28 protein-coding genes and 2 tRNA genes are annotated in these 25,894 nt (G+C 49.5%); 13 read left to right on the top strand and 17 right to left on the bottom strand.

Annotated elements, in window-relative coordinates; all coding sequences use genetic code 11:
• Positions 1-104: 104 nt before the first annotated feature.
• Positions 105-5,009, bottom strand: a complete 4,905-nt coding sequence (locus L5462_RS06555; protein WP_237779986.1) for a cobaltochelatase subunit CobN — start codon at positions 5,007-5,009, stop codon at positions 105-107.
• A 450-nt stretch (positions 5,010-5,459) separates the two neighbouring features.
• On the bottom strand, positions 5,460-6,155 hold the full coding sequence (locus L5462_RS06560) for an endonuclease/exonuclease/phosphatase family protein (protein WP_237779987.1): 696 nt from the start codon (positions 6,153-6,155) through the stop codon (positions 5,460-5,462).
• A gap of 252 nt (positions 6,156-6,407) precedes the next feature.
• On the opposite strand from L5462_RS06560, the gene L5462_RS06565 reads away from it, so the two are divergent.
• Genes L5462_RS06565 through L5462_RS06580 form a run of 4 tightly spaced genes read left to right on the top strand, consistent with a single transcriptional unit; the run spans position 6,408 to position 8,882 of the window.
• Positions 6,408-6,905, top strand: a complete 498-nt coding sequence (locus tag L5462_RS06565; RefSeq protein WP_237779988.1) for a MarR family transcriptional regulator — start codon at positions 6,408-6,410, stop codon at positions 6,903-6,905.
• Positions 6,906-6,930: 25 nt separating this feature from the next.
• Positions 6,931-7,659: a DUF6544 family protein gene (locus L5462_RS06570; protein WP_237779989.1), complete on the top strand. Its 729-nt coding sequence runs from the start codon at positions 6,931-6,933 to the stop codon at positions 7,657-7,659.
• Positions 7,660-7,709: 50 nt separating this feature from the next.
• Complete coding sequence (locus L5462_RS06575) at positions 7,710-8,438, top strand: nitroreductase family protein (RefSeq protein ID WP_237779990.1); 729 nt, start codon at positions 7,710-7,712, stop codon at positions 8,436-8,438.
• Between the two features lie 3 nt (positions 8,439-8,441).
• A complete protein-coding gene (locus L5462_RS06580; RefSeq protein WP_237779991.1) occupies positions 8,442-8,882 on the top strand; it encodes a hypothetical protein in 441 nt (146 codons plus the stop codon).
• A gap of 15 nt (positions 8,883-8,897) precedes the next feature.
• Here L5462_RS06580 and L5462_RS06585 read toward each other — a convergent pair whose 3' ends face one another.
• Together L5462_RS06585 and L5462_RS06590 are read right to left on the bottom strand one after the other, a co-directional pair.
• Positions 8,898-9,188, bottom strand: coding sequence for a carboxymuconolactone decarboxylase family protein (locus L5462_RS06585; RefSeq protein ID WP_237779992.1), 291 nt, complete (start codon positions 9,186-9,188; stop codon positions 8,898-8,900).
• A 34-nt stretch (positions 9,189-9,222) separates the two neighbouring features.
• Positions 9,223-9,579: a metal-dependent transcriptional regulator gene (locus L5462_RS06590; RefSeq protein WP_370637030.1), complete on the bottom strand. Its 357-nt coding sequence runs from the start codon at positions 9,577-9,579 to the stop codon at positions 9,223-9,225.
• A gap of 105 nt (positions 9,580-9,684) precedes the next feature.
• Here L5462_RS06590 and L5462_RS06595 point away from each other — a divergent pair, with 105 nt between their 5' ends.
• Together L5462_RS06595 and L5462_RS06600 are read left to right on the top strand one after the other, a co-directional pair.
• A complete protein-coding gene (locus tag L5462_RS06595; protein WP_237779994.1) occupies positions 9,685-9,978 on the top strand; it encodes a TIGR04076 family protein in 294 nt (97 codons plus the stop codon).
• Between the two features lie 147 nt (positions 9,979-10,125).
• Positions 10,126-10,320 carry a hypothetical protein gene (locus L5462_RS06600; protein ID WP_237779995.1) on the top strand — a complete coding sequence of 65 codons (195 nt, stop codon included), beginning with the start codon at positions 10,126-10,128 and terminating at the stop codon, positions 10,318-10,320.
• On the opposite strand, the gene L5462_RS06605 is transcribed toward L5462_RS06600, so the two are convergent.
• Positions 10,317-10,883, bottom strand: coding sequence for a M48 family metallopeptidase (locus tag L5462_RS06605; RefSeq protein ID WP_237779996.1), 567 nt, complete (start codon positions 10,881-10,883; stop codon positions 10,317-10,319). The two genes, L5462_RS06600 and L5462_RS06605, sit on opposite strands and share 4 nt — an antisense overlap.
• A 128-nt stretch (positions 10,884-11,011) precedes the next feature.
• On the opposite strand from L5462_RS06605, the gene ppcA reads away from it, so the two are divergent.
• The 5 genes from ppcA (at position 11,012) to L5462_RS06630 (ending at position 14,882) form a co-directional block, all read left to right on the top strand.
• Positions 11,012-12,463 carry a phosphoenolpyruvate carboxylase gene (gene ppcA, locus L5462_RS06610; protein ID WP_237779997.1) on the top strand — a complete coding sequence of 484 codons (1,452 nt, stop codon included), beginning with the start codon at positions 11,012-11,014 and terminating at the stop codon, positions 12,461-12,463.
• Positions 12,464-12,598: 135 nt separating this feature from the next.
• The gene (gene heR / locus L5462_RS06615) at positions 12,599-13,423 is read left to right on the top strand and encodes a heliorhodopsin HeR (protein ID WP_237779998.1); all 825 of its coding nucleotides are present in this window, start codon (positions 12,599-12,601) and stop codon (positions 13,421-13,423) included.
• 131 nt (positions 13,424-13,554) lie between these two features.
• Positions 13,555-13,626, top strand: a tRNA-Gln gene (locus tag L5462_RS06620).
• Between the two features lie 63 nt (positions 13,627-13,689).
• Positions 13,690-13,761 (top strand) — tRNA-Gln (locus tag L5462_RS06625).
• Positions 13,762-13,787: 26 nt separating this feature from the next.
• Positions 13,788-14,882, top strand: coding sequence for an ATP-grasp domain-containing protein (locus L5462_RS06630; protein WP_237779999.1), 1,095 nt, complete (start codon positions 13,788-13,790; stop codon positions 14,880-14,882).
• A gap of 63 nt (positions 14,883-14,945) precedes the next feature.
• On the opposite strand, the gene L5462_RS06635 is transcribed toward L5462_RS06630, so the two are convergent.
• Both L5462_RS06635 and L5462_RS06640 read right to left on the bottom strand, forming a co-directional pair.
• Entirely contained in the window at positions 14,946-15,095 is a 150-nt protein-coding gene (locus L5462_RS06635) for a hypothetical protein (protein ID WP_237780000.1), read from the bottom strand.
• 14 nt (positions 15,096-15,109) lie between these two features.
• Positions 15,110-15,517, bottom strand: coding sequence for a DUF61 family protein (locus L5462_RS06640; RefSeq protein WP_237780001.1), 408 nt, complete (start codon positions 15,515-15,517; stop codon positions 15,110-15,112).
• Between the two features lie 62 nt (positions 15,518-15,579).
• Between L5462_RS06640 and L5462_RS06645 the strand changes: the two genes are divergently transcribed.
• Entirely contained in the window at positions 15,580-15,912 is a 333-nt protein-coding gene (locus L5462_RS06645) for a hypothetical protein (RefSeq protein WP_237780002.1), read from the top strand.
• Positions 15,913-15,925: 13 nt separating this feature from the next.
• Positions 15,926-16,348 carry a hypothetical protein gene (locus tag L5462_RS06650; protein ID WP_237780003.1) on the top strand — a complete coding sequence of 141 codons (423 nt, stop codon included), beginning with the start codon at positions 15,926-15,928 and terminating at the stop codon, positions 16,346-16,348.
• 116 nt (positions 16,349-16,464) lie between these two features.
• Here the strand turns inward: L5462_RS06650 and L5462_RS06655 are convergent, their stop codons facing one another.
• From L5462_RS06655 to ahaH, 10 genes are read right to left on the bottom strand one after another with little or no spacing between them, the layout of a single operon-like run.
• The gene (locus L5462_RS06655) at positions 16,465-16,848 is read right to left on the bottom strand and encodes a DUF22 domain-containing protein (protein ID WP_237780004.1); all 384 of its coding nucleotides are present in this window, start codon (positions 16,846-16,848) and stop codon (positions 16,465-16,467) included.
• Positions 16,848-17,489, bottom strand: coding sequence for a V-type ATP synthase subunit D (locus L5462_RS06660; RefSeq protein WP_237780005.1), 642 nt, complete (start codon positions 17,487-17,489; stop codon positions 16,848-16,850). Before L5462_RS06660 ends, L5462_RS06655 begins: the two co-directional genes overlap by 1 nt.
• 33 nt (positions 17,490-17,522) lie before the next feature.
• Positions 17,523-18,914, bottom strand: coding sequence for an ATP synthase subunit B (locus L5462_RS06665; RefSeq protein WP_237780006.1), 1,392 nt, complete (start codon positions 18,912-18,914; stop codon positions 17,523-17,525).
• 2 nt (positions 18,915-18,916) lie between these two features.
• The gene (locus L5462_RS06670) at positions 18,917-20,671 is read right to left on the bottom strand and encodes an ATP synthase subunit A (protein ID WP_237780007.1); all 1,755 of its coding nucleotides are present in this window, start codon (positions 20,669-20,671) and stop codon (positions 18,917-18,919) included.
• Positions 20,668-20,988, bottom strand: a complete 321-nt coding sequence (locus L5462_RS06675) for a V-type ATP synthase subunit F (RefSeq protein ID WP_237780008.1) — start codon at positions 20,986-20,988, stop codon at positions 20,668-20,670. Before L5462_RS06675 ends, L5462_RS06670 begins: the two co-directional genes overlap by 4 nt.
• Positions 20,985-22,142: a V-type ATP synthase subunit C gene (locus L5462_RS06680; protein WP_237780009.1), complete on the bottom strand. Its 1,158-nt coding sequence runs from the start codon at positions 22,140-22,142 to the stop codon at positions 20,985-20,987. The genes L5462_RS06675 and L5462_RS06680 overlap by 4 nt, the downstream gene beginning before the upstream one ends.
• A 15-nt stretch (positions 22,143-22,157) precedes the next feature.
• Positions 22,158-22,778, bottom strand: coding sequence for a V-type proton ATPase subunit E (locus L5462_RS06685; RefSeq protein WP_237780010.1), 621 nt, complete (start codon positions 22,776-22,778; stop codon positions 22,158-22,160).
• Between the two features lie 4 nt (positions 22,779-22,782).
• Positions 22,783-23,271 carry an ATP synthase subunit K gene (locus L5462_RS06690; protein ID WP_013296144.1) on the bottom strand — a complete coding sequence of 163 codons (489 nt, stop codon included), beginning with the start codon at positions 23,269-23,271 and terminating at the stop codon, positions 22,783-22,785.
• A gap of 5 nt (positions 23,272-23,276) precedes the next feature.
• A complete protein-coding gene (locus tag L5462_RS06695; protein WP_237780011.1) occupies positions 23,277-25,244 on the bottom strand; it encodes a V-type ATP synthase subunit I in 1,968 nt (655 codons plus the stop codon).
• A 10-nt stretch (positions 25,245-25,254) separates the two neighbouring features.
• Entirely contained in the window at positions 25,255-25,569 is a 315-nt protein-coding gene (ahaH, locus tag L5462_RS06700) for an ATP synthase archaeal subunit H (protein WP_237780012.1), read from the bottom strand.
• Between the last annotated feature and the right edge of the window lie 325 nt (positions 25,570-25,894).

Here is a 25,894-nt window from a genome sequence, read left to right on the forward strand (position 1 = left end):
TAACAACACAGTTAGACGTACACTTCAAGTGTAAAAAAGTACACTTTATGAGAACCAGTGTTTTTTCTTCATAAAATTGGGAAAAAATAAAAAATTAATTAATATTAGTTTCTCCCAGTCCCAAGGAAGTATCCGACACCAACAAGGGCGACCAGTGCTATAACACCGATTATAGCGTATACTGGCATTCCGGTACTGGAACCCTGAGCAGCAGTTGCCCTGCTCACCTCATAGGCCTTCCCGGCGTCAGTACCAGGTGACTCCTGGGAGGCACTGGTAACCTCAGAACCTGAAGTCCCAGCATCACTGGGCCTTCCAGTGGCCCTATCTGATGATGGGGTTCGCCCGGCTGAGGTTGACCCTGTACCTGGCTCTCCTGGGTTCGGGGTTGAGGGGACATCAGGGTTGGATCCTCCTGATGGGGCGAATGCTGAGCTCTTTGTGGCAGCATACAGTTTCTCCTTAACCCTTGCAAGGAGGTCCGGGTTGAGGTACTGCATGGCCCACTCCATCATGGCAATGTTGCCGCAGCTGCAGTCACAGCAGGCAACACCATTCTCTGCTATAGCCTCTGCCCATGTGGTGGCTATCAGGCGCCTTGTGGCATCATCAGCATTCCAGTACCCGCGGTGTATTGCTGTGAGCATGGTACCTGTCATGCTTATGAGTGCATAGCTATTCTTACCCCTTGAAAGCCATTCCCTGACACCAATGCCATATCTGTCCTTGAGGTAGACATCCACCGTCTCCTTCCACATCCACTCGGAAACAGTCTCGGGACTCATAACATTCCATCCCCAGAGGTTGGCCACGAAGTTGTTTGAGATCTCCCTTGCACCTGCATATCCGCTCTGCATCATCCCCTGTATCCACCTGGGATTGTAGTAGCGGGACTGCATCTCCCTGTAGAGGAACTGGCCAAGGGTCTCTATTCTGGAAGCCGATGGGTTCACCTGGTTTATTATGTACATCCCGGGTATCCTGCCACCTGCAGCCTCCACTGCAAGCCTGAAACCACCTAGGAATTCGAAGTTATGGTCCACGTCCAGAACTCCATAGAGATTTGTTGACCTTGAGTGGTAGACGCCCTCAACGTCCCGTAACCTCATTGTCAGGACCTCTTCAAGGTCCACTCCCCAGCCATCCTCGCTCAGTGCATACTTCATGCTGTCGATGTAGAGTTTTCCAAGGTCCAGTCTTTCATCCCATGTCCAGTCCTGCTGAACAGCCTCAGGGAGTCTGGTGCCATAGTTACCGAGGGATGGTCCAAATAGCCGGGATATTGCGGCGATTCCAGCATCCTCAGGTTTCATTCCAAGTTTAATGAGCGCCTTGACGTCTGAGAGCCAGTGCCTTGCAATGGGGTTCTTATCGAGTGGGTCGCTACCAGGGATGAATAACCCTGCTTTCTGGATGCTTGAAACCGAGGCGTTGAGTGCCGCGAGGAGTTTTGTCCTGTTATCTGTTGTTTCCTGATTTATAGCTGCCATCAGTGTATTGAAGGATGCCGCAAGTGCCACCCTTGATGCACGGTCCAGGAGAACCCCCAGGAGCGGGAAGGTCTCCCTGAATATCCCTGAGGTGGTCATCAGGACATCCACCCTTGACCTGTTGAGCTGTGCCAGTGGTGTTGCCCTCACACCCATGACGGAACCCCCATATCCATAGATGGGTTCGAGTCCCATGAGCCTCAGGATGAATGCAACTGTTGCTCCCTTGTCGTTCTGGGTTTCTGTGGCCCATATGACAACACCCAGCTGTTCAGGGGTTGCATTGTATGATCGCAGGGCCTCATCTGCAAGTTTTGACCCCCTGATCCATGCAGCCTGTGTTGGAAGGAGTGATGGGTCCTCACCATACAGATTTCCCCCTGTTGGGACTGCCGATGGGTTTCTGATCGGGTCTCCCCCTGCGGTGGGGGGTATGTATCCTCCGCCAAGGGCCCTTAGGAGCATCTGCCTCTCCCTTGCACCTGAACCCTTGATGTTCAGAACATCATTGAGTGTCAGGTTGAGGGCCGTTATCTCTGTGGCTGTTAGATTTCTTCCAAGTGACAGCTGGAGTTCCGATATGACCGTCTGAAGTGATCTTCCACCGTAGAAATCCTTTATGATCATATCCACTGTCCTGTTTACCCCCGAGAGTGCCTGTATCACTGATATGAAGGTGGTGTTACTCACGGTTATCCTGGGTACTGTTGCCATGGATCTGACCATTGTGGTAACCTGGCTCTCATTCCAGTCCCTGCCAAAGACGTAGAGACCCAGCGGCATCATTGTACCCTCAAGTTCCCTTATGTAGTCGTCTATCCTGTCAACCAGTTCATCGGGGTCCACGTTGAGGTCAATTACTGTCTCAAGGTGGAGTCTGGCTGCCCTCTCCCTTATCAGTTTTATCTCCTCTGACCTGTTGCCTGGTGCTGCATGGTACTGGTCTATCAGGGTTTTGAGTGCCGCGATGTCACCGTAAACTCCGGTTGCCTCCATTGGTGGGGTAAGGTGGCTTATGCTCACAGCCAGACCCCTTCTCTTGGCATGTATGACTTCACCGACACCGTCCATGATGTAGATGTATATGCATGGCACCCTTCCAAGACATATGTCCGGGTAGTCTGCCCCTGAGAGCGCTGATTCCTTTCTGGGGAGCCACTCATAGGTTCCGTGGCGTCCGAGATGTATCATTGAATCGGCACAGAATTCTGTCTGAAGGTATGCATAGAATGCCAGGTACTGGTGGTGTGGGGGGACTATCTGGCTGTGGTAGAGTTTATCAGCGTCACCCTCCCAGCCGCGCTGTGGCTGTGGAGCCATAAAGACGTTTCCATAGAACATCCCTGGTATCACCATGTATTTCCTGCCGTTTTTCTCAACGGTCATGATGTTGCCGGGAGGAGCACCCCAGCCACATAGTCCAGGAACCCTGAGTGCCAGGAACGCTGACTTTGCACTGTAGAATTCGTTCCACCTGTTAAGGCCGTTTAGGATGTCCTTAAGGGCACTGTAGGCCCTTAAAACATGACCCCTGGCCTCTGAGGCTTTGCTGATCTGCATGTCATCTATTGTCGTGATCAGTGACTTCTGCCACCTTTCCAGTGTGTCCGGTAGTCTGGGGTTGTTAACGCTGTATCTGAAGAGTGCTTCAATGTAACCGAATGGTCCCTCCTCTATCTCCTTTCTTGCAATTTCCGGGAGCCTGCCGTACCATTCCATGTACTTCTCCACGTCCCAGAGTACGGTTGCATTGGCAAGTCTCTCGAGTTCCCCTGGAGCCCAGTTTGCAATGTTAAGGCCACGGTTCATCATCTCTGTTATGAGTTCATCCACTCCGCCAGGCACGCCCCTAACAGTGTAACCGTTCTCTCTGAGCAGCCCGAGTATCTCAAGTATGGAGGATGGTCCGTCGAGGTAACTTGCACCTGCAAGGTTCTGCTTCCCTGGTGGGTAGTTGTAGTAGATGAGTGCAACCCTTTTATCCGCGTTCTGTGTGTACCTGAGTTTAATCCAGGCTGCAATCCTGTCTGCAAAGGTTTCAACCCTCTCATCTATGGGCTGGTAGAATTCAACCTCAAGTCCTGTTAATGGGTCCAGTGATTTTCTTGTTGAGCTTGTTACCATTGTGAGTATCTGGCCCTGGAATTCAGGCAGGACTATCTGGCTTGTTATGCTGGTGAAGTCCATTCCAGCGTCAGAAATGTACCATGCATCCTCGTTGTCGGCCACGTTGAGTGGTCTGAAGACAAGGATATTGTTATCAAGGACCATTTTCTCGGCAATCGCTGCAGTTGCACCACCCAGTTTGAATGACTGGAGTGTTATGAGGCCCTGAATTCTTGTCCTGTTCTGTGAGTCGAAGAAGTAGCTCCTCATGGCATTTATGACCGGTGTTCCGTCAACGGGGTTCCCCTGGGCTATTGTGGCTATAACGTTTATGCTCCTTGATTCCATTTCACCTATGAGTCTGTCGAGCATGAGGAGGTCCCCGCGTTCCCATGTGAGGGCCATCCATGATGTTATACCCACCGTTGGTCTTCCTGGAATCAGGAACTGCTCGTAGTCTGTGAAGTTGTAGTAGAGCCTTCCGTTGCGGTAGAGGGCGTACTTTGGCACTATGACTGGTTCACGGAATGTGTATCCCCTCCCAGGGAATGCCAGGGCTATGAGGTACATGAGGCCCTCCTCCCTGTTCTCGGGGGATGCTGTGTCTGATGTCTTGTATTCCTGGAACTTCAGATAGGATGCCATTGCAGGGTATGCTGCCGGGAGTTCCCTTAAAACCATGAGGGGTGTCTTTGGTGGTACAGCCCTTGATACCGATTCGAATATGGCCTGCAGCTGACTGTCGGTCAGTTCAGTACCATTTGCATCAACGAAGCGTGTGTTGCTTATGTTTGTAAGCCTTGCAACCGGGAAGCAGTAGTATGGGTTGGGGTAGGCTGCTATTATCTTGCCGTTGAGTTTTCCCTGGCTCTTCATTGACATGAGGAGGTCGGGTACAGGCCCGTTTGGGCCGTTAACAGTCTGGACGTTGCTGATGTATATGAGGTCAGCCCATTCAATTAGCTGAGCAGTCTCTGTCAGGTTAAGCTTTGCCTGGTCAGTATTTCTTACCTTCACTGTGATCTCAGGGTGCTTCTGCATGATGTTCTTCACTGGCTGAAGGAGCTGTCCAGCCTCTGTTGGCCATGAGATTATCAGGAATCTTATCTCAGGAGGGTCAACCACCCTCACCCCGGCGAGTGCCTCATCCCTGTCATCAAAGACGCTGTTCCTGTTAAGGTCTGCGTAGAGCCTTCCTGTTATCGTTGAGCTGATGAAGGATGCCTCAAGTACCACATCTCCGGCCCTCACTGATGCGTTTGAGGATGGGTGCAGTGTCAGTCTAAGTGTTTCGTTGATTCGATACCTGTCTGGTAATGTCAGTGGGTCCACCCATACAACCTGGCTATTATCATTGACACCAGTGAATGTGAATCGTCCCTCACTGTCTGTGAGGTTCTCTGGATTTTTCATTCCACCCCCATCAATTTCTGCCGCTACAGCGGATCCCTGTAAAATCACTGTAAAAAAAGCTGCAATCAATAGAATAATCCAATGTTTTCTAATCATTTTCACCTCCCTTATTCTTTACAATCAGAGATCTTTCAGAAATTTTATTTAAGATTTTTTATTAATTTTTTATTACTATTTCTGAGTTGAATCAAATTAATGTAATAATTTAATGGAAAATTAATACCTGTGACAGAAATACTTATATGATTTTATAATATTAAATATTACAAAAATATTAATTAAATTCAAGGAGGACTTAAGATGATTGTTAATAACATAAAAGCCCGTTTTGAAGTTCAATATGAAAATCCCGGCATAAAAATCGATTATTTTTCACATATTAATTATCTGAGTGCCCCTTAAATCAAACTTATGTGATATTAAATTTTAATATAGTATTAACATTTTGGCCTAGATTTCCACTGTTACCTCAACAGGGAGGTGATCAGATAAACGCGGCTTTGCTCTGAGAATTTCATCCTCATCTGGAGAGCCTGCCCCCAGAACATTGAATTCCTCTGGAATAAAGAGATAGTCGATCCTGTATCTCCGTTTTCTATCGGGTGTTATGAAGGTGAACGAATCACTTCTCTCAAGAAGAGGATCCCTGAACCCAAGCCCAGCTAACCTCTCAACCATCTCAGCCGCAAGAATACCCCACTCCCTGAGATTCGTGAAGTTTTCACTCATGTTAAAGTCACCACCAATGATCACATGGTTAGGGCAACACTCAATATACTTGTATAGGGCATCAAGGAACACCGCGAAATCCGCAACCCCGGGCCCTACATAGTTGTAGATACTGAAAAGTGTTAGTTCCACCCCAGAAATTTCTGTGGTGCAGGAAACATAGAAATCATCCACACATTCATTTCCGGAATCCGTAGTGATATAGTTTCTTATAGCCCCATCGAATGTTTCCCTACTGAGGAGTACTGCATTCATTTCACCTCTTACGGTATGATACATTCTCCTTATCTCAGCGGGAATCATGTAGACCTCCTGAAAGAAGCCCACATCAAAGTCCATGGTCCTCATATAATTCCAGAGGTTCCTCCTGGTATAGGCAGCCCTGTTTATATTCCATGTCACAACCTTAATCTTCATGACCAATCACCGAGATTAAAAAGACATTATACGTCAGCGGCCTCGCTTTACAACTCTAATCTTCATGACCAATTATCGAATTATCCTATGATCCTCACGGATATAGAATCCTTCACCTCTTCTCCTCCTGCAAAACTTTATATGCTGCAAAAAGAATTATGTAATATATTACCTTAATATGTAATATATTACCATACGAAGTCAGAGAAAACACCACTGACACTGGTGGTATTAAGCGAGTGAGGTTCCTTGATGAAGGATTCAGCAGAAATTGTAAATGAACACGCCGGTTCCCGGGATGCCATGGAGAGGTACATACTGGTTGCCCTCTTTCTCATTGAGCAGCGCTGGAACTACATAGTGGGCCGTGAATTTCTCCCCGAGAACATAACACCCAAACAGTGGCTTTTTCTTGTGATCCTCGGAAATATCTTTGAAAGGCCCCCCTCAATGCAGGAGATGGCCGAAGCCATGAGTACCACACACCAGAACGTCAAGCAAATCGCAGTACGCCTTGAGGAGAAGGGGCTCATAAGGATAACCCCTGACAGGGACAGGAGGATACTTCGCCTTGAGACAACCCCCAGATTCCATGAATTCTGGAGTGGAAGGGATGAAAGGGATAGAGCTACCGTGGAATCACTCTTTGAATCACTGGATGATGATGAGGTGGAGGACCTCTTCAGGATATTCGCAAAGCTTGAAGAGGCCTCAAAGCGAAGGTACATGGAATACCGCAAAAGAAGATGATATAATGCTTAAAAAATTGTTTAAAATGAAAGTTGAAGAAGAACTCAAAAATGATCCCTCCCTGAATGAGAGGGAGCTACCCGACCAGATAAGAAGACACATTTCACTCTGCAGCCTCCCTGAAGTCGCAGAAAACCTCCTGATCAGGTGGGGGAACTCAAGGATAAGAAGGGGTGAGAGGTGGATGGACATAGATATGCTCCAGTTCAACACCCCAACACCCTTCAGGTGCGTACACATAGCTGGCCGTTTCTTCTGGATCCCTATGGAGGGCCTTGACCTCTACTCAGAGGGTCATGGGAGGATGATCATCAGGGCCCTTAAATTCCTGGGTGTTGCAGATGAGCATGGACCTGAAATGGACCAGTCAGCCCTTGTAACCGTACTCTCAGAGTCACTCTTTCTGCCATCCCTCACCATGTCAGAGTGTATTGAATGGTACGCCCTGGATGACACCCGGGTTGAGGCCACCATCAGTGATCATGGTGTTGAGGCCCATGGTATCTTCAGCTTCGATGAGCATGGAAGGTTTGTGGGGTTCCACACAGAGGACAGGTACTGCGCAGAGTTCAACATGGAGATGTACCCCTGGAGTGTTGAAGTTCTCTCCTACAGGAAACACGATGGGTTTATATACCCCCATGAGTGTACCGCAACCTGGCACCTCCCTGAAGGTGACCTTAAGTACTTCCATGGAAGCATTGATAAGGTACACTTCAACATGAAAACATTAGGAAAAGACCTTGTAGGATGATTGACATATTATCTTTATGGAATTCAGGAATGACACCCGGAGCAAATATGATGAAGGAACTCTACCCTTTCATTTTCAGCAGAAAATCCACGAGAAGGTATTCATCACCTGTATCAGATGATGAACTCCAGGATATCACTGATTACCTTGGTGGACTGGAACCACTCCTCCCCTCCACCAAGGTTGAATTCAGGATAATAGGGGATGATGATGTCAGTACCAGGATGCAGAAACCCGCCCCCCACTACATCGCCGCCTTCTCAGAGGGATACATGGGGCGGCTTAATGTGGGCTTCATGCTACAGCAGATGGATCTGAAGCTCTCCTCCATGGGGATTGGAAGCTGCTGGCAGGGGATCCCCATGGTTAAGGGTCATGTGAAATCTGACCTTGAATTTATAATCCTGCTAGCCTTTGGGGTTGCAGCTGAACCGGTGCACAGGGAGCCATCAGAGTTTAAGAGGAAACCCCTCAGTGAGATAACAGATATTGTGGGGATGGATGATGTGCTTGAGGCTGTGCGCCTTGCACCATCCGCAGTTAACAACCAGCCCTGGTACCTCACGGGGGGTGATGGGATGATCCATGCATACTGCCGGGTTCAGAACCCGATTAAAAGGCGCCTTCTGGGGAGGTGGAACCCCATCGATATGGGAATAGCGCTGGCGCACCTCAAGATTTCACTTGAACATCACGGCTACACCAGTGAATTTGAAATCCTTAAAGCACCTGAAATTAAAAACTACACCTACACAGGAACATTCATCTATGGAGATTAAAAAGTGGATAACAAAATTTTGAAGGAATTCCTCAGGGATAAGGAATTAAAAAATCAGGAGTTTGTATTTGGCATTATAGTAAACATCATACTCCTCTATATTGTGAACAGTGTCATGAACTGGAACCTCTCATTCATAACAGAGTCCTTCAGGGGGCTGATACCCCTCTTTAATGTTGTGATCGCCGCCAATCTCATTGCAAATGCCGCACTTATAATATACAGGAAACAGTGGCTCTGGACCTTCACCCAGATCATTCTGAGTGCCCTTGGCTACCTCATGGTCTCATCACTTTACAGTGTCTTCCCATTCACCTTCAGGAACATCTATGTGTTCTACTCTGTCAAATTTGCACTCCTTGTCGCCATGGTCGTTATGGCTGTGGCTGTGTTTCTGCATGGACTGAAGTTTGTGCTGAAATTCATCCTGAAGGTCAAGCCATGAATCCCTACCAGAGATTCAGTCCAGGAATATCCTTGAAGCCGTGTTCATTGCGGAGCCCGCCCTGATCAGGGCTGCGACTGCAGCCGCCTCTTTGATTTCATCCTCCCCTATTCCCATTTTCAGGGCCTCTGCGGCGTGTTTCTCTGTGCAGGCGTCACATCTTACTGCAACAGCGCATGCGACCGCTATCAGCATCTTTTCACGCTCTGTGAGTTTACCCTCAGACATTACCACCTTTCTGAATTTCATGAATTTTTCAGCTATCTCAGGTGATCCTTCAAGGAATTTATCTGCTCCTGACCTCATGGTCCTTAACTTGGTATCCTAACCTAAATATTTTTCAGGGTATGGGTATCCCGGGGGGGCACCTTGAAGGGTTCCTTAGGTACCTCCTGAGTGCATCCTCTGTCTCTGTGAAGAGTTCATGCTTCATCCGGGAGGCCTCCTCATATGGGGAGTCTATGTCCATCCCCAGGACCTCATGGAAGAAGCACTCCAGGAGCATATGTTTTCTGAGGACCTCCCCTGCAGGTTCCCTCCCGGTATCTGCGAGTTCAGCCCCAAGGTATGGGTGGTAGACCACGAGTCCCATTTCATGGAGTTTCCTGAGCATCTGAGTTACACTGGCTGGTTTAACGTTTAGGTGTGCTGATAGATCCGATGTTCTCACTGTACCCATTTTCCGGATCCTGTATATTGTTTCAAGGTAATGCTATCTGTAAGTGCCAAAAAAGACACCAATTGAATATATATTCAAAACCTATTTAAGTTTCACAATCCATAATCCATCACAGGTGGTCATATGCTTGAGGTGCGCGTACATGAGATAAGGGGGTACTGCCCTGTATACAGGGAGGGTGACCGTATCATAATAAATGACCCTGAAATAGACATTGAAGAGACAGATGCGCTGTGCACACATGCCCTATCCACTATACTGCACTACACAACCATCCTGGAGAGGAAATGGTGTCCCGTGGAGCTGGGACTCACAGTTGAGGGTGACGAGGAGCACGCCTACATGCAGTGCGTTGACCCGGGTGAACCCTACACAGATGGGGGCACCGTCATATTCAGGGTGCGAAGGATTGAATGAGAGGATCGGTATGTTCTCAGACTGTCGCTTCGGACTTGTGAAGTACATGGGGCGTGAATACACATCAGACATTGTGGTCCACGTGGATGGAACAGTAACCCCCGGAGGAAGGAGATATCAAGGAGAAAACACGGAACCTCACACCTCATGGCAGAGGAGGAACTTGAGGAGCTTAAAGCTGAAAAGCCTGACTGTATAATCATAGGTTCAGGTGTCCACGGTGCCCTTGAAACCGAATTCAGATCTGCTGTGGTACTTCCAACATGTGAAGCCATAGAAAGGTACAATGATGAGAAGAGAAGGGGTAGAAGGGTTGCAGCCATAATCCACGTGACCTGCTAGTCAGTGAGCCCCTCAAGGTGCAGCCGCACCCAGTAATGCCGCAGAATCTCCCTACGCTCCCCCCAGTCAGGAATGTAATACTCAAGGATCCCCCAGAACCTCCTGCTGTGGTTCATCTCCAGCCTATGTGCAAGTTCATGGAGAACCACGTACTCCACCAGTTCATCAGGGAGGTATGAGAGTAGTGTGTTGAAGCTCAGGTTACCGCGGGAGCTGCAGCTACCCCACCTTGACCTCATCCCCCTGAACCTGACCCTCCCATACGTCACGCCAAGCTCATCTGAATAATGGTCAAGGAATCCCAGGACAAGGGATCTGAACTCATACTCACATCGTCTTTGAAGTTCAAAGCCGGATGCAACCCTCAGCATCTCCTCATGCTCATGTAGTTTTCTCTCGATCCAGTCCCTTTTGGATAGGAGGAGATCCTCTGGCTTTCCCCTGAAATCCTTTGGGAGTATGAGTCGTATGCTGTCGAATCTGAGTTCTATTCGTGGGTTCTCAACACTCCTGTATATAACCTCATACCTACTCCCGCTACCATCTATATTGAACATACTCATTTTATATCTCCTTCAGTTAAAAGAACGGCAAGTCCCGTTTCTTGAGATAATAAAGGTTCTAGTTTCATGTAATTGAGACAGAATATTATTATATCCCAATCAACAATATCACTCCTGGAGTGTTAAACATGAAGGTTCCAAGATGCATGAGTACACAGCATCCAGACAATGTGAACCCGCCGTTCTTTGCAGCAGAACCTGAACTCGGTGGTGAAGATGAAATCAGGGAGGCCTACTATGTATTCTCACACCTGGGGTGTGATGAGCAGATGTGGGACTGTGAGGGCAAGGAGGTTGACAACTACGTCGTTAAGAAGCTCCTCACAAAGTACCAGGCCTTCTTCCAGGATCATGTTCTGGGGGAGGACCTCAGGTTAACCCTGAGGGTCCCTAACCCCACGGTGGAGAGGGCCGAGGCCAAGATACTCCTGGAGACCCTTGAGAGCATACCGAGATCCTATGACACCGCAAGCCTCTTCTACGGAATGGAAGCAACCCCTGTATTCGAGGTCATACTACCCATGACCTCCTCCAGCAGCTGCCTCAACAGGATCCACAGCTACTACCGGGACTTTGTGAAGGGCAAGGAGAGGCTGCAGCTTGCAGATGGAGTAACAGTCAAGGAGTGGATCGGGGAGTTCAGACCCGATGAAATCAATGTTATACCCCTCTTTGAGGACCATGAGGGGATGCTCAACGCAGCCCGTATAACAGCCGAGTACCTTGAAGGTAAGGACCTCACAGGGCAGAGGGTCTTCCTTGCGAGATCCGACCCGGCAATGAACTACGGAATTATATCAGCCACAGTAATCAACAGGATAGCACTCAGAGACTTCAGGAACCTCGAGGAGGAGACCGGGGTTAAACTCTACCCGATCATAGGTATGGGGTCAGCCCCATTCAGGGGAAACCTCAGGCCGGATAATGTGAGGGACGTTACAGGGGAATACAGCGGTGCATACACCTTCACTGTCCAGTCATCCTTCAAGTACGACCATGAACCAGCAGAGGTCATAAAGGGGATAAGAGAGCTGAGATCAGCGAAACCAGGTAGGGCATCTGATATTGAGACTGAAAGTGCCCTTGAGATCATCTCAGACTACTGCCGGGAGTACCGGAGGCAGGTCATGGACCTGGTGGATATCATAAACAGGGTTGCAAGGTACGTCCCGGGCAGAAGGAAGAGGAAACTCCACATTGGACTCTTCGGATATGCCAGGAGTATGGGTAACGTTTCACTCCCAAGGGCAATAACATTCACCGCAGCCCTTTACTCCCTGGGAGTTCCACCTGAGCTTCTGGGCTTCAATGCACTGTCCTCTGGTGACATTGAATTCATAGAGGATGTCTACCCTGGCCTCAGGCGTGACCTTGGAGATGCCGCAAGGTACGCCAACCCTGACTCGCCATTCCTCAGCCCTGAGGTTAAATCTGCGGTTGAGGAGTACCTTGAACCTGAATATGATGAGGACCACAGGAGGGTCACTGATGAAATCATAAGGGCCCTCAGGGTTAACAGGACTGCCAACCTTCAGGAACTCATACTTGAGGCTGCAAGCCAGAGGAGATTCCTGGGGTAACCTCCCTTCTTTTTTTCAACCCCCACATTACAAAATATTAAAATAAAGGTTCTGGAGCAACTTCCCCCTTTTCAGCCCCCAGATTCCAAAATGTTAAAATAATTTAAGAAATATAATAAATTTGGGGGTTGTTTTATGGATAATGTTGAAAGACTTAAAATGATTGAAAGGTCCCCTATAAGCTTTGAGGGACTCCGTAAACTGAACATTGCGGCCGGGACACTGCACCTCCTGCAGGGTCTCCTGATGGTTGCACTGGGCTACCTTCTGACCTGGGACAGGGACATATACACCTTCTACCTGAAGTTCAAGGTCATATCCCTGAACCCACCGTCCTTCCAGGTGCTCCCGAACCCGGAGGTGGCTTTCACTGTGAGTTACCTGGGGGTGATACTCGCATCCTTCCTCCTGATCTCCGCGGTTGCACACTTCACCATAGCCTTCCTCAGGAATGAGAGTTACGTTGAGAACCTCAAGAGGGGGATGAACCCCTACCGCTGGTACGAGTATGCCTTCTCCAGTTCAATAATGATCGTCATACTGGCCACCTTTGTGGGTGTATGGGACCTCTGGTCACTTGTGATGATCTTTGTGCTGAATGCCTCAATGATAATGTTCGGTTACCTCATGGAGAAGATCAACCAGTACACCGAGAAGATCGACTGGTCACCCTACCTGCTTGGCTGTATAGCTGGTTTCACGCCCTGGATCGTCATTGCAGCATACTTTGTGGCGGCCCTTGGTTCATCAGAGACCCAGCCACCTGACTTCGTGTACCTTGCACTCCTACTCTACTTTGTGATGTTCAACACGTTCTCCATCAACATGCTGCTCCAGTACAAGGGTGTCGGTAAGTGGAGGGACTACCTCTACGGTGAGCGGGTGTACATCATACTGAGCCTCGTTGCCAAGACCATACTGGCCTGGCTGGTATTCATAGGGGTCTTCTCACCATTCTAATTATTGGACCAGCCATGCCAGGTCTTCCAACCATTCTAACTTTATTTTTTCAACCTCAAACAGAACCGCAAACTATTTATATGGCTTCCACTTAACACTTATCTTGCCGATATGAACTGTTTTTCACATACAGTCCCGTGGGGTAATGGCAATCCTGATGGACTCTGGATCCATCGATAGCGGTTCGACTCCGCTCGGGACTATCCCCCCAACCCCCCTTTATCGAAACCTATTTATTATGAACCTCACCACCTATTAACTGTCATAGTCCCGTGGGGTAGTGGTAATCCTGCTGGGCTTTGGACCCGGCGACAGCGGTTCGACTCCGCTCGGGACTATCAAATCAACTTATTCTGTGTCTGGAATGGAAGAACTCCTCATAATAGGCGTAAACACAAGACCCGTTGCTGAATCAGCCTTCAGGGCTGGTTACACTGTCTACTCTGCATCCTACTACTGCACACTGGACTTCCGTGGATACACAGAGAGGAGGTGCATCCTCCAGGAGCAGAGCGGTGAAAGCTGCGGCAGGTTCCAGGAGAACTTCACTACAGAGAAACTCCTTGAAGCAGCATCTGATTTTATAGAAAGGGCTGATGGCATAATACCCCTGACAGGGGCCCCTGGACTTCCAGAGGATAAGGTGCTGGGTAACCCACATGCAGACCACGTGGAGGACAAGTACCGCCTCTACCAGAGGATAAAGAACTCATACCCCACTCCAGAGACCCACCTCATCACTGACCCCCAGGAAGCACTGGAGATTGTATCCTGTGATGAGAAGAGGTACCTCATAAAGCCTGTGAGGGGTGCCGGGGGCTTCGGTGTCATGGATTTCCATGAGGCCAGTGGCGAGTTCCTGCTGCAGGAGTACATTGAGGGCGTACCTGTGAGTGCCTCGGTGCTATCAACGGGCTCCGAGGCAATGACCATCCTCACAAGCAGGCAGATCATCAAAAGGGACATCCCTGGATTTGAGGGCCAGTTCATCTACGCAGGTAACATGACACCGGGACCCCGTGGTGTGATTGAGGAGATGGCAGAGGACCTCATACTTGACCTCTCACTCAGGGGCTCCAATGGTGTTGACTTCATCATGCAGGGCTCTGATCTTTATGTTGTGGAGGTGAACCCCCGCATACAGGGGACATTTGAGTGTGCCGAGGCATCTCTGGGTATAAACATGGCTGAAGCCCATATAATGGCGTGTATGGGTGAGCTCATTGAAAAATCAGACCCTCTCAGGTATGCTGTTAAGAGGATACTCTATGCCCCCTCAAGGTGCATGGTGGGTGATATGAAAATCAGGGGGGTCCATGACATCCCATTCCCTGGTGCAATAGTTGAGGAGGGCGAGCCCCTCGTAACTGTGATGGCTGCAGATGAAAACCCTGAAAGGGCGCTTTCAGTTGCATCAATGAGGTGCTCCATGGTCAGAAAAAAACTGAAACCCCTCTAGCCACCAAACAGAAAAAATAGGGAACTCCTAAGGTGCTCCATGGTCAGAAAAACTGAAACCTAATTATATTATGCCGAGAAGCAGGAGTATCAGCATTATGGTGCCTATGGTGATGAGCACTGTGCTCAGAATCATGCCACCTGTCATTAAAAGGAAGAGTTTAGCCCTTCTATCCGGGTCCTTAAGGTACTCCTTAAGCGGATCCTTACTCATATCATCAACCTCCCTTAAAATTCCCTCACAAGGAATATGTACTGTGTTGCCGTTGGAAACCGTGCCCTCAGCACCCTGATCTCGGGCCTGTAAATGTAGATTTCATCCCCCTCATCGTTCCTCCCAAGAACCTCACTGACCACCTTAACCTCAACCTCACCTGCTATCCTTGCACCTGATGTATCCGATTCTATTTCAATGTAGATGGGTAACCTCAAACGGCGTGCCTCCTGGGGTGTCAGCATGTCCCTGAGCTCCTCGAGTTCAGCCCATTTGAACCTGTGCCTGGTACCATCAGAACCCAGGACGTGGGGTTTATCCTCCCCCAGGAGCTCCTCCAGGGTCTTTCTCCTGGAGGGGAGGTGCCTGTTGAGGTTGAAGATCTCCTTCTTTATGAGCCTGTCTGACCTGTCACCTCTCATCGTATAGGCTATGTTTTATATTCTATAAAAGATTAATATCTTAACTGGATGGAGGGTGGACCTTGGATATTGATATAGAGCAGTGCAGGGAAAATGATAAGATAAAGGAGATAATAAGCAGCAGCGGACTCCCTATAAAGTACATAAAACTTCTTCTGAGACTCTCCGATGGCATATACATAAATGGGGTTAACTACAACGTTAAGATCACAGATGATGGTGTTTCAATCCTCCTCATATCCTCCAAGCCCGAGAACAGGACAGGTGTATTCCGGACAGGTGCCCTTACCAACATATTCTACCGTATACGTGAAATTGAAAAGGAGAACGAGGAGATTGAAACCGAGACCCGTGTCAGTGACGGCCTGATAGAGGTAAGGATCCAGTTTGGCTGACGGGTGGTGGGTGATGGATCCAGATGAATACCAGAGCATCCTCATGGAACTTGCAGATTTCAGTGAAATCGACACATCAACCATAGCATCAACCAGGAAGTCCCTCATGGAACTCACTGAGAGGAGAGAACAGTTACTTGAGATCCAGAAGCGGATAAAGAGGGATATCCGGGGGACTGAACGCTACTACCTGGATCGGATGGCAGAGATAAGAAGTGAGGTTGAGGACCTCAAGGAGAACTCGTCCAGGTTTAAAAGGATAATAACAGGTAACCCTGCGGCTGCACAGGCAAAGGCCATGAGACAGCTCCAGAGAAACCGCGAAGCGCTTGTCGAGACATACAGGGGACTCCTTGAGTACACAGAGGAACTCCTTGAGTACACCGAGGACCTGATGATCGAACTCTATGATTCAATAAAGTCGTTTTTTGGATAAAGGATCCTTTTCACACCATAAGTCAGTAGATTGATAAAAAACCCTTTTAAAATCCCAGATAAAAAGATCCCTTTACCCTAGACCAAAAAACCCTTTTTTTAAAATTAAAAAAATATTTAGTGGGTTAGCTCAACAGGGAGGATTATGAGGACTCCCAGGAGGTCGTTCCTGCTTATCTTTCCATCCACTGCAGCCACAAAGGTCGCATGGTCAGCCTTACGGTCCATGCTTATTGGTAGGGGTGTCTCCTCCCCGGCCGCTATTGGATGACCCAGGGGGTTTGTGGCGTAGGCACACATGAAGACTATGTGATTTGCTGGTATGCTGATCTCCTTTATCTTCACGGGTTTTGCCTCGCCGGCCCTCACCTCAACATCCTCATCTGCAATGATGGCCCTGAGGTTGCCGTAGACCTCACCCATCTTAAAGTCCACGAGCTCCCTCTTATACCTCTCCTCGGCCTCACGGACCTGCCCGAGCCTTGTAAGTATCCTAACCATCACTCCATCTCCATGGATTTCTTGATCATCTTCAACCTGACGAAGTTCTCCCTCTCCATCTCCTCGAGCCTCATCTCAATGTACTTGACGGTGTTCTTGAGTCTCGGAATTATGATGTGTTCAAGGGCGTTGACCCTTCGCTTGGTTGACTCTATCTCACCGGCAAGGAGCCTTATGGTCTTCTCGATTTCACCGAGTTCTATTATGAGTGCCAGGGACTCCTCGAATTTACTGGCTGCCTCGTCAAGCTTGACCGATGTATCCACAAGACCATAGCCACGCTCAACCACAGTCCTCCTGGTTGAACGGGCATCCACAACAGGGACCACGACACCCATTATGCTCCTTGAGTCTATGTCAACCTCCACCGACTCCCTCACTGACATGGCGGCCCTCTCAACCGCGGCATCACCCATGAGTACCTGGGCCTCTGTGAGGTCCATGAAGGCCTCCCTGAGGTGCTCCTCCACCTTTTCACGGGAACCCTTAACCCTCTCAAGGATGTTGAAGAACTCCATAATAAGGGCGTTCCTCTTCTCCTTGAGGAGACTGTAACCCTTAACAGCGAGTTTCTCCCGCTGCTTGAGTTTCAGGAGCTCCATCCTTGTGGGGTTGATTCCCTCAATCATTTCCTGTGCCATCTGCTACCTCTCCTGAAAAAATATGTTGGGTGTTTATTCGGCACCCGGGAGGTACTTGGGTATGTGCTCCTCGCGGACCCTCTTGAGTTCGGACCTCGGGAGGAGTGACAGGAGCTCCCAGCCAAGGTTGAGGGTCTCCTCTATGGAGCGGTCCTCATCACGTGCCTGGGTGATGAAGCGTTTCTCGAATTCATCAGCGAATTTGAGGAACTTCCTGTCCCTCTCTGTGAGGGCCTCCTCACCCACAACAGCCATGAGGTCCCTTAAATCACGACCCTCAGCGTAGGCACTGTAGAGCTGATCAGAGACACCACTGTGGTCCTCACGTGTCCTTCCCTCGCCGATACCACCACTCATGAGCCTTGATAGTGATGGCAGCACATCCACAGGTGGGTATATACCCTTACGGTGGAGGTCACAGCTCAGCACTATCTGGCCCTCTGTGATGTAACCGGTGAGGTCAGGTATCGGGTGGGTGATGTCGTCCTGTGGCATCACAAGTATTGGCATCTGGGTGATTGACCCCTCCTTGCCAACTATACGGCCTGCCCTCTCATAGAGGCTTGCAAGGTCAGTGTACATGTAACCGGGGTAACCCCTTCGGCCGGGGACCTCCTCCCTTGCAGCTGATATCTCCCTGAGGGCCTCACAGTAGTTTGTAAGGTCGGTGAGGATAACAAGCACGTGCATGTCGTGTTCAAAGGCAAAGTATTCTGCTGTTGTCAGCGCCATCCTCGGGGTGATGATACGCTCAATGGCAGGGTCGTCTGCCAGGTTCATGAACACTGTAACCCTTTCAAGGGCGCCTGTCCTCTCGAAGTCCCTCATGAAGTAGTTTGCCTCTTCGTGGGTGATACCCATCGCTGCAAAGATAACCGCAAATTCGCTCTCCTCTGCAAGCACCTTCGCCTGCCTTGCGATCTGTGCGGCCAGTTCGTTGTGTGGAAGCCCTGAACCTGAGAATATCGGGAGTTTCTGACCCCTAACAAGGGTGTTCATCCCGTCTATGGTTGATATACCTGTCTGTATGAACTCCGCAGGGAACTCCCTTGCAGCGGGGTTCATTGGGCTACCGTTGATGTCGAGTTCCTTCTCAGGGATTATCTCAGGGCCGCCGTCTATTGGTTTCCCTGTACCGTCGAATATACGGCCCATCATGTCAAGGGATACGCCGATCTTGGCTGTTTCACCTGTGAACCTTATCTTTGTGGTCTCTGTGTTGAGGTCACTTGTACCCTCAAAGACCTGGACGACAGCCAGGTCCTCCTTTACCTCAAGGACCTGTCCCCTTCTCTTCTCACCTGTGGGTGTTTCAATCTCCACTATCTCACTGTAGGCAACCCCTTCAACACCCTCAACGATCATCAGAGGCCCTGAAACCTCTGTGACGGTGGTGTATTCTCGGGTTTTGATGTTAACGTTCATCTTCACACCTCACCACATTCCTTGACGATCCTTTCCTGGATCTCCTTGATTCTTGCCGGGAATTCGTCTTCAGGTATGTACTTCATACGCCCTATGTCCTCCTTGACGGGGAGGGCTATGATGTCCGCTGCTGGCGCACCCTTCTCAAGTGCTGCTGTTGCGTTCCTGTGGAACATTATGATTGTCCTTAGCATCTCAAACTGCTTTGATGGTGAGCAGTATGTGTCAACCTCATGGTAGGCGTTCTGCTGGAGGAAGTCCTCCCTTATCATCCTTGTTGTCTCCAGGGTTATCCTCTCCCTGTCTGGAAGTGCGTCGGGTCCCACAAGCTGGACGATCTCCTGGAGTTCTGCCTCCTTCTGGAGGAGTGCCATTGCCTCGTCCCTTGTGGCCCTCCATTCAGGGTCAACGTTTTTGGCCCACCATTCCTCGACGCTGTCAACGTAGAGTGAGTAGCTCTGGAGCCAGTCAATGGATGGGAAGTGACGCTTGTCTGCAAGGGATGCGTCAAGTGCCCAGAAAACCTTACAGATCCTGAGTGTGTTCTGTGTGACAGGCTCTGAGAGGTCCCCACCTGGTGGTGAAACCGCACCGACGACTGACACGGATGCAACCTTGTCCTCTGAACCCACGGTTGTAACCCTTCCTGCACGCTCATAGAACTGGGCGAGCCTGGATGCCAGGTACGCAGGGTATCCCTCTTCACCGGGCATCTCCTCGAGCCTTCCTGAGATCTCCCTCATGGCCTCTGCCCACCTTGATGTGGAGTCGGCCATGAGCGCAACATCGTATCCCATGTCCCTGAAGTACTCTGCTATGGTTATACTTGTGTACACACAGGCCTCCCTTGCAGCCACAGGCATGTTTGATGTGTTTGCTATGAGAACAGTCCTGTCCATGAGGGGGTTACCTGTCTTTGGGTCCTCCAGTTCAGGGAATTCCTTAAGGACCTCTGTCATCTCGTTACCCCTTTCACCGCATCCAACGTAGACGATTATGTCTGCGTCGGCCCATTTTGCAAGCTGCTGCTGGGTAACGGTTTTACCTGAACCGAATGGCCCTGGTATTGCTGCTGTACCGCCCTTGGCGACTGAGAAGAATGTGTCCTGTGCCCTCTGACCTGTTATGAGGGGGACGTCAGGGTCAAGTTTCCTTTTGTATGGTCGGCCCTTCCTCACAGGCCACTTCTGGAGCATCTGCACCTTAACGGTGCCCTTATCGGTTTCCACCTCTGCTATATCATCAAGGACCGTGTATTCGCCCTGGGGAACTATCCCTGTGAGTTTACCCTCAACGTTTGGTGGGATCATTATCTTGTGGGTTATTGAGGAGGTCTCCTCCACCTCACCGATTATGTCCCCACCCTTAACCATCTGACCCTCCCTGGCCAGTGGCTTGAAGGTCCATTTCTTATCCTTTGGGAGTGATGGTACATCCACTCCCCTCTCGATGTAGTCTCCGGTGAGTGCCTTGATATCCTCGAGGGGCCTCTGTATCCCATCGAAGATTGAACCCAGTATTCCAGGCCCGAGTTCCACTGATAGAGGGCCGCCTGTTCTCTCAACGGTCTCCCCAGGTTTTATACCTGCTGTTTCCTCGTAGACCTGGATTGTTGCTGTGTCACCCTCAAGTTCAATGATTTCTCCTATGAGCTTGTCTTCACCCACCTTGACCATTTCATACATCTGGGATCCTCTCATCCCCTCGGCGATGATAACAGGACCCGCTATTTTTATAATCCTTCCTTCCTGTGTCATTTTACCATCTCAACCCCAATAACTCTTTTAATAAGGTCCCTCAGTGGATCGGTTTCGCGTTCTGAGGGCCCTGTTTTATCAGGTATCTCTATTATCATTGGCAGTGCGCTTGAACTTGTGGTTTCCTCAATAAATTCCCTCAGTTCATCCCCAATCTTTTCTGTGACAATTATTATGGAGAAGCCTTCACCTATAAGGTTCCTTATGGTTTCCTCTGCCTCGTCAGGTGTTTCCACGATGTAGCCTTCCCTGACGCCTCCAAGTCTGAACCCTGTCACGGTGTCCCTGTCACCGACCACTGCAATATTTGAACTCATACCAACATCTCCTTAACCATTGATTCAGGGAACCCTGGCTCCCTCTTGCTTCTTGCTATGACCTTGAGGTTTCGCACCTCGGTTTCCTTCCTGCTGAGGAATCCTATCATTGGTCCCACCCCAAAGGGCTTCTTGAGTGCGAAGTTCCTGGCCATTCTGTTGAGGTTATCCTCAAGGACGCGCTCGAAGACCGCCACTGAACCTGTTGATGTGTACTCTGATAGTGCCTCTGATAGTATCTGTCCGTAGTCTGTCCCCTCAAGGCCACTTATAACTCCACTGACGTCCTCTGCCTCCATGAGGTCCTTGAGCTTCCACTCCCTCAGCTGGTAGCCCTGGGGTACTATGTATGGGCTTATGTCATCGTAGCTGAGGCCGTCTGCCTTTGCACGGAGTATCATCCTGAGGTTCGCCACATCCACCTGTGTACCGAAGTAGGTGTGCAGAATCTTTGTGTTGTCATCTGAGGGGCTTCCAACTGACCTTATGAGGTCCTCCAGGAATTTTCTGTCGAGGGCGGCCTCAATTGGAAGTAGCATACCTGTTTCCTGGTACTGGGAAAGGGCATCCTCCAGTACCTCTGCGTACTCTGTTCCCTCAAGGCCTGTTACGACCTCCTGGACATTTGATGCATCCACCAGTCCCTCTATGACCTCATAGATCTCCCCTGCAGGTACTATCAGGTTCACTGTCTCCTCAGCACTTAAACCTGCGTCCTTTGCTGTTATGAGGCTCTTTATGTTCCTTATATCCCACTTCCTGAGGTTTGCCCTGAAGGGGTCCCTTATGGATGCAGGCGCTATCTTTGATACTGTCTCATAGGTCTCTGCAAGCTGACTTTCAAGTGCCTTCTCAATGGGGAAGCGGTCAACGTAGCCTGCATAGTCGGGGAGTCCTCTCAGGTAGTTTTTGAACTCCTCCATTGACTCTGTCTCAAGGATCTCTGAGAGCTGTTTCTCGTTTATCAGTCTCCCGATACGTGCCCTGACTCTGGCGTTTGGGTATGCGAAGGGGAATAAATCTAATATAGGCCTTATAGTTGCTATTACAACAATAGCACCTATAATTGCCCCTCCAAGGAGGAGTACGCCTATAAAAGATTCTATTGAAGGGAATCCAAGCGCTGTTACAATTGTTGTGATGCTGTCAGCCATCTGTTATCTCCCCTTTCATTGGAAAAGAACCCTGGCCACCTCTGAACGTAGAGCCTTTCTGAAGCGGGACATCCTGGCCTCTACTGTATTGTTAACCTCAACCAGTCCATCCTTTGTCCTTACCACTGCTCCTCCAATGGTTCTGATACTGTCTCCAACCTCCAGGGTTGTCTTTTTGCCTGTCTCGGCTTCCACTTCAGCTGCGATTTTATCAAGGCCAAGGTCGAGGGAGTCATCACCCTCCTTCATGCTGACGGTGAGTTCGCCCCCTCCTATCTCAACCGCGGCCTCCTTTATCATTGCCCTTAGGGCGCTGATGTATTCATCTGAGGATGCGGATGCCAGGTTTTCAAGTTCCTCCTCGGCCTTTCTGAAGGCCTCCTGTATTACCTCTTCCCTTGCCTCCAGCTCTGCACGCCTTGCGTTCATCTTGGCCTCTGAGATTATCTGCTGGTACCTCATATCGGCCTGTTTCCTGGCTGATTCCAGGATGCGTTCGCTGGCCATTCTGGCCCTTTTTTCACCTTCCTCTAGTATACCGGCGGCTTCCTTTTCAGCTTCCTGAATGATGGCGTCTGCCTTTGCCTGAGCCTCTGACATTATACTGGAGACAATTTTTTCGGCTCCGGAGCTCATCTAATTAGCCTCCTAGTATTCCGCCGAAGACCATGAGGAGTATGGCAATCAGGAACCCGTAGATAGCCTGTGTCTCTGAAAGGGCTGAGAATATGATACCCCTCGCAAACATGTCAGGGTCCTCAACAACCGCACCAACTGATGATGCTGATGTTATACCCTGACCCATACCTGAACCGAGACCTGCAAATCCTATGGCTGCACCTGCACCCACTGCAACAAGTCCGGCTGTTACATCCAGGCCCTTTCCTCCTCCAAGGAGTCCTGAGAACACCAGGAGAAGTATGGCAATCAGGAAACCGTAGATAGCCTGTGTCTCTGGCAGGGCTGAGAATATGATACCCCTCGCAAACATGTCGGAGTCCTCTGCAACTGCACCCACACTTCCTGCGGCTGCTATACCCTGACCTAATCCTGATCCAAGACCTGCGAATCCTACTGCAACTCCAGCACCTATTGCTGCTAAAGCAGTTCCTAATGCTATTTCAACCATTCTATTTACCTCCTTATCTTAGTGAAGTTTCTTTCAGCACGAAATGCGTTGAATTTGTTTTTTCCGCCCAGATAGAACTGGGCAAAGAATTCCACATAATGCAGACGAAGTGAGTTTATGAAGGCACCAAGGCTCTGGAAGGCGTTGTTGGCAAGGTGCCCGAACACGAATATTATCGGGGCCAGAACAACTCCAATGACCGGTATCATCTCATAGCTCAGTCCTGTGAGGATGTTAACGGTCATAGCTATACCCCCTGTTGATAGACAGAGGGCCAGGAGCCTGGCATATGATAGGAGTGTACCCAGGAACCCTGATACATCCATGAGGCCAAAGAGGCCGTTGTAATAGAGCAGCATTGCAGCTGCCAGGATTATCACTGGCGCCCCCAGGAACATCCCTCCAAAGATGTAGAGGATGATACCCAGTTCAAGTATCAGCCAGACTATCTGTGACCCGAGGGCCTCCCTCATGTTCCCGAGCCTTATGTTGTTCCTTGCCCCCAGGATTAAACCGAAGTTGATGTGCAGCACACCAACCGTGAGTGCCATTATGAGTATGTTCTGGGGGTTCACAAATGCGTCTATGGCGGGTATAACCGTTGGTAGCTGAATGTTCAGGAACCTTGGGAAGAAGTCCCCTATGAATCCATTGGTGACCATCCCGAGGATGAATGCCCATACACCACAGGACATCATTATTATACCGAAGTCCCTCATGAACCGGTTTACCTTACCAAGGCCCCGGTAGAGTATGAGTCCTATGAGTGCATCGAATATACCGTACCCTGCATCTGTGAGACAGAACCCGAAGAAGAACGGGAACACAAAGGCCATGAAGATCGTTGGGTCGATCTCGTTGTACTTCAGTGGGGAGTACATCTCCACGAAGTTCTCGTAGGGCTTGGCGAATCTGGGGTTGTCCAGGAGAACCGGGACCTCCTCAGGGTTTGGTTCCTCGAGTTCGGTGACGCAGTGGCCCTCAGATGACTCCTCAACAACCTCGATGGCCCTATCAGCCTCCTTGAGGGGCACCCATGCCTCAAGCATCACTGTCTTCTCGGTTTCACCGAAGAGTGAGAAGACCTCGTTTCGCTCCTTCTCGATTTCAAGCTGTTCCTTGAGGATAAGGAGTTCGTCCTCCCATTCACTGTTTATCTCCCTCAGCTTTGAGATGATCTCACTTCTTTCCCTTCTGATTTCCTCAATGCGTGTCTCTGAGGAGGATATAACCTCTGATGGCCTTCCGCTGAGTTCGCTGATCTCGAATCTCTCAAATTCCATTCTTCTTAGGAGTGATGCCACACTGTCCCCATGTTTCCTGAGGGTTATTATTATCAAAATGCGCTCTGCCTTGCTTTCCCCCTCTGTATCGAAGAGTATCAGTTCATCTGTGATCTCTGAGAGTTTTTCCCGGATTTCATCCAGGTTTTCAGTGGGTATTCTCCCGGCGATTCCGGTTATGTACTCTGAATCATGGAGATCGGCAAAATCAATATCAAATTCTTTCAGTTTCTCTGCAACAGTCAGGCTTGATTCAAGGCTTGCTTTTTCTGAATCAAGCTCATTCAATTTTTCCTCCATAACCCTGGTCTCTGATTCGACCGTTCCCAGGAGCTCCTCGGCCCTTTCCAGGAGCGATTCTGTGTCCAGCTCCTCAACCTCCCTTTTATCAAATACTGGGGGGTTGATGAACTCCTTCAGGGTATCCTTGAGGCCCTTCTCCTGGGCTGCCACTGAGCCAAGGAAGTCCAGGATACCGCTTGTCTTCATGAGGAGGGATGACACCCTTCCAGTGTATGGTGTTGCCCTCGATGGTTTAAGGATCTGGCGCCACTCTGCATCCTGCTGGATGCGCTCGGAGATGTCATCGATCTGGGTTATTCCCTCCTCATGCAAGGACCGAACCACTGAATCCGAGTACTGGTCCAGGGTTATGATCTTGAGTTTTCGCATCCTTGCCGGTAGAAACATGTTACTCACACTACAAGATACTTTTCACGATAATGCTGGCGGCCTCAGGGACCCTGCCCATTGCCGCTGATTTCATTGTCTCCACTTCACGCTTTGCCTTCCCTGAAATGCTGATGGCTTCCTTTCTGGCCCTTTCCTCTGCTTCCATTATGAGCTCATCGCCCTTCTCACTGGCCTCCCTTTCAGCCTTTTCAAGGAGTTCACTGGACCTGGTTCTGGCGTCATCGATTAGCTGGGATGATTTTTCTCTGGCCTCCTGAATTAACCTGTCAGCGTCATTTTCAGCCTTCTTTATGGTAGTGATAGCTTCCGATATGGTTGTCATGTAAATCACCCTATTAATGCAAAGGTCTATTTCGGGGTATATTTATCTTTTACTATTTTATTCCAGAGTTTATGATACTCAACTAAACCTATTCGGTGAACAAAGCCTTTTGAATCCCTCCATTGATTCAGTGAATCATATTATGAGACTTAAATGAATTTAAGGATATTATAAAGGTTATTATGTGCTATAAAATGATTTTATGCTGCCTGAAGGTTTCTACTACTCAGGCATTGGTTCAAGGTCTGCACCTGCAGAGAGGTTCTTCTCCTCCTCGCCGTCGTAGTGTATCTCTTCGATGTCGAAGAATTTCCTGAAGGCGGGT

The organism is Methanothermobacter sp. K4, from assembly GCF_022014235.1.
In the GTDB taxonomy this organism is placed as follows: domain Archaea; phylum Methanobacteriota; class Methanobacteria; order Methanobacteriales; family Methanothermobacteraceae; genus Methanothermobacter.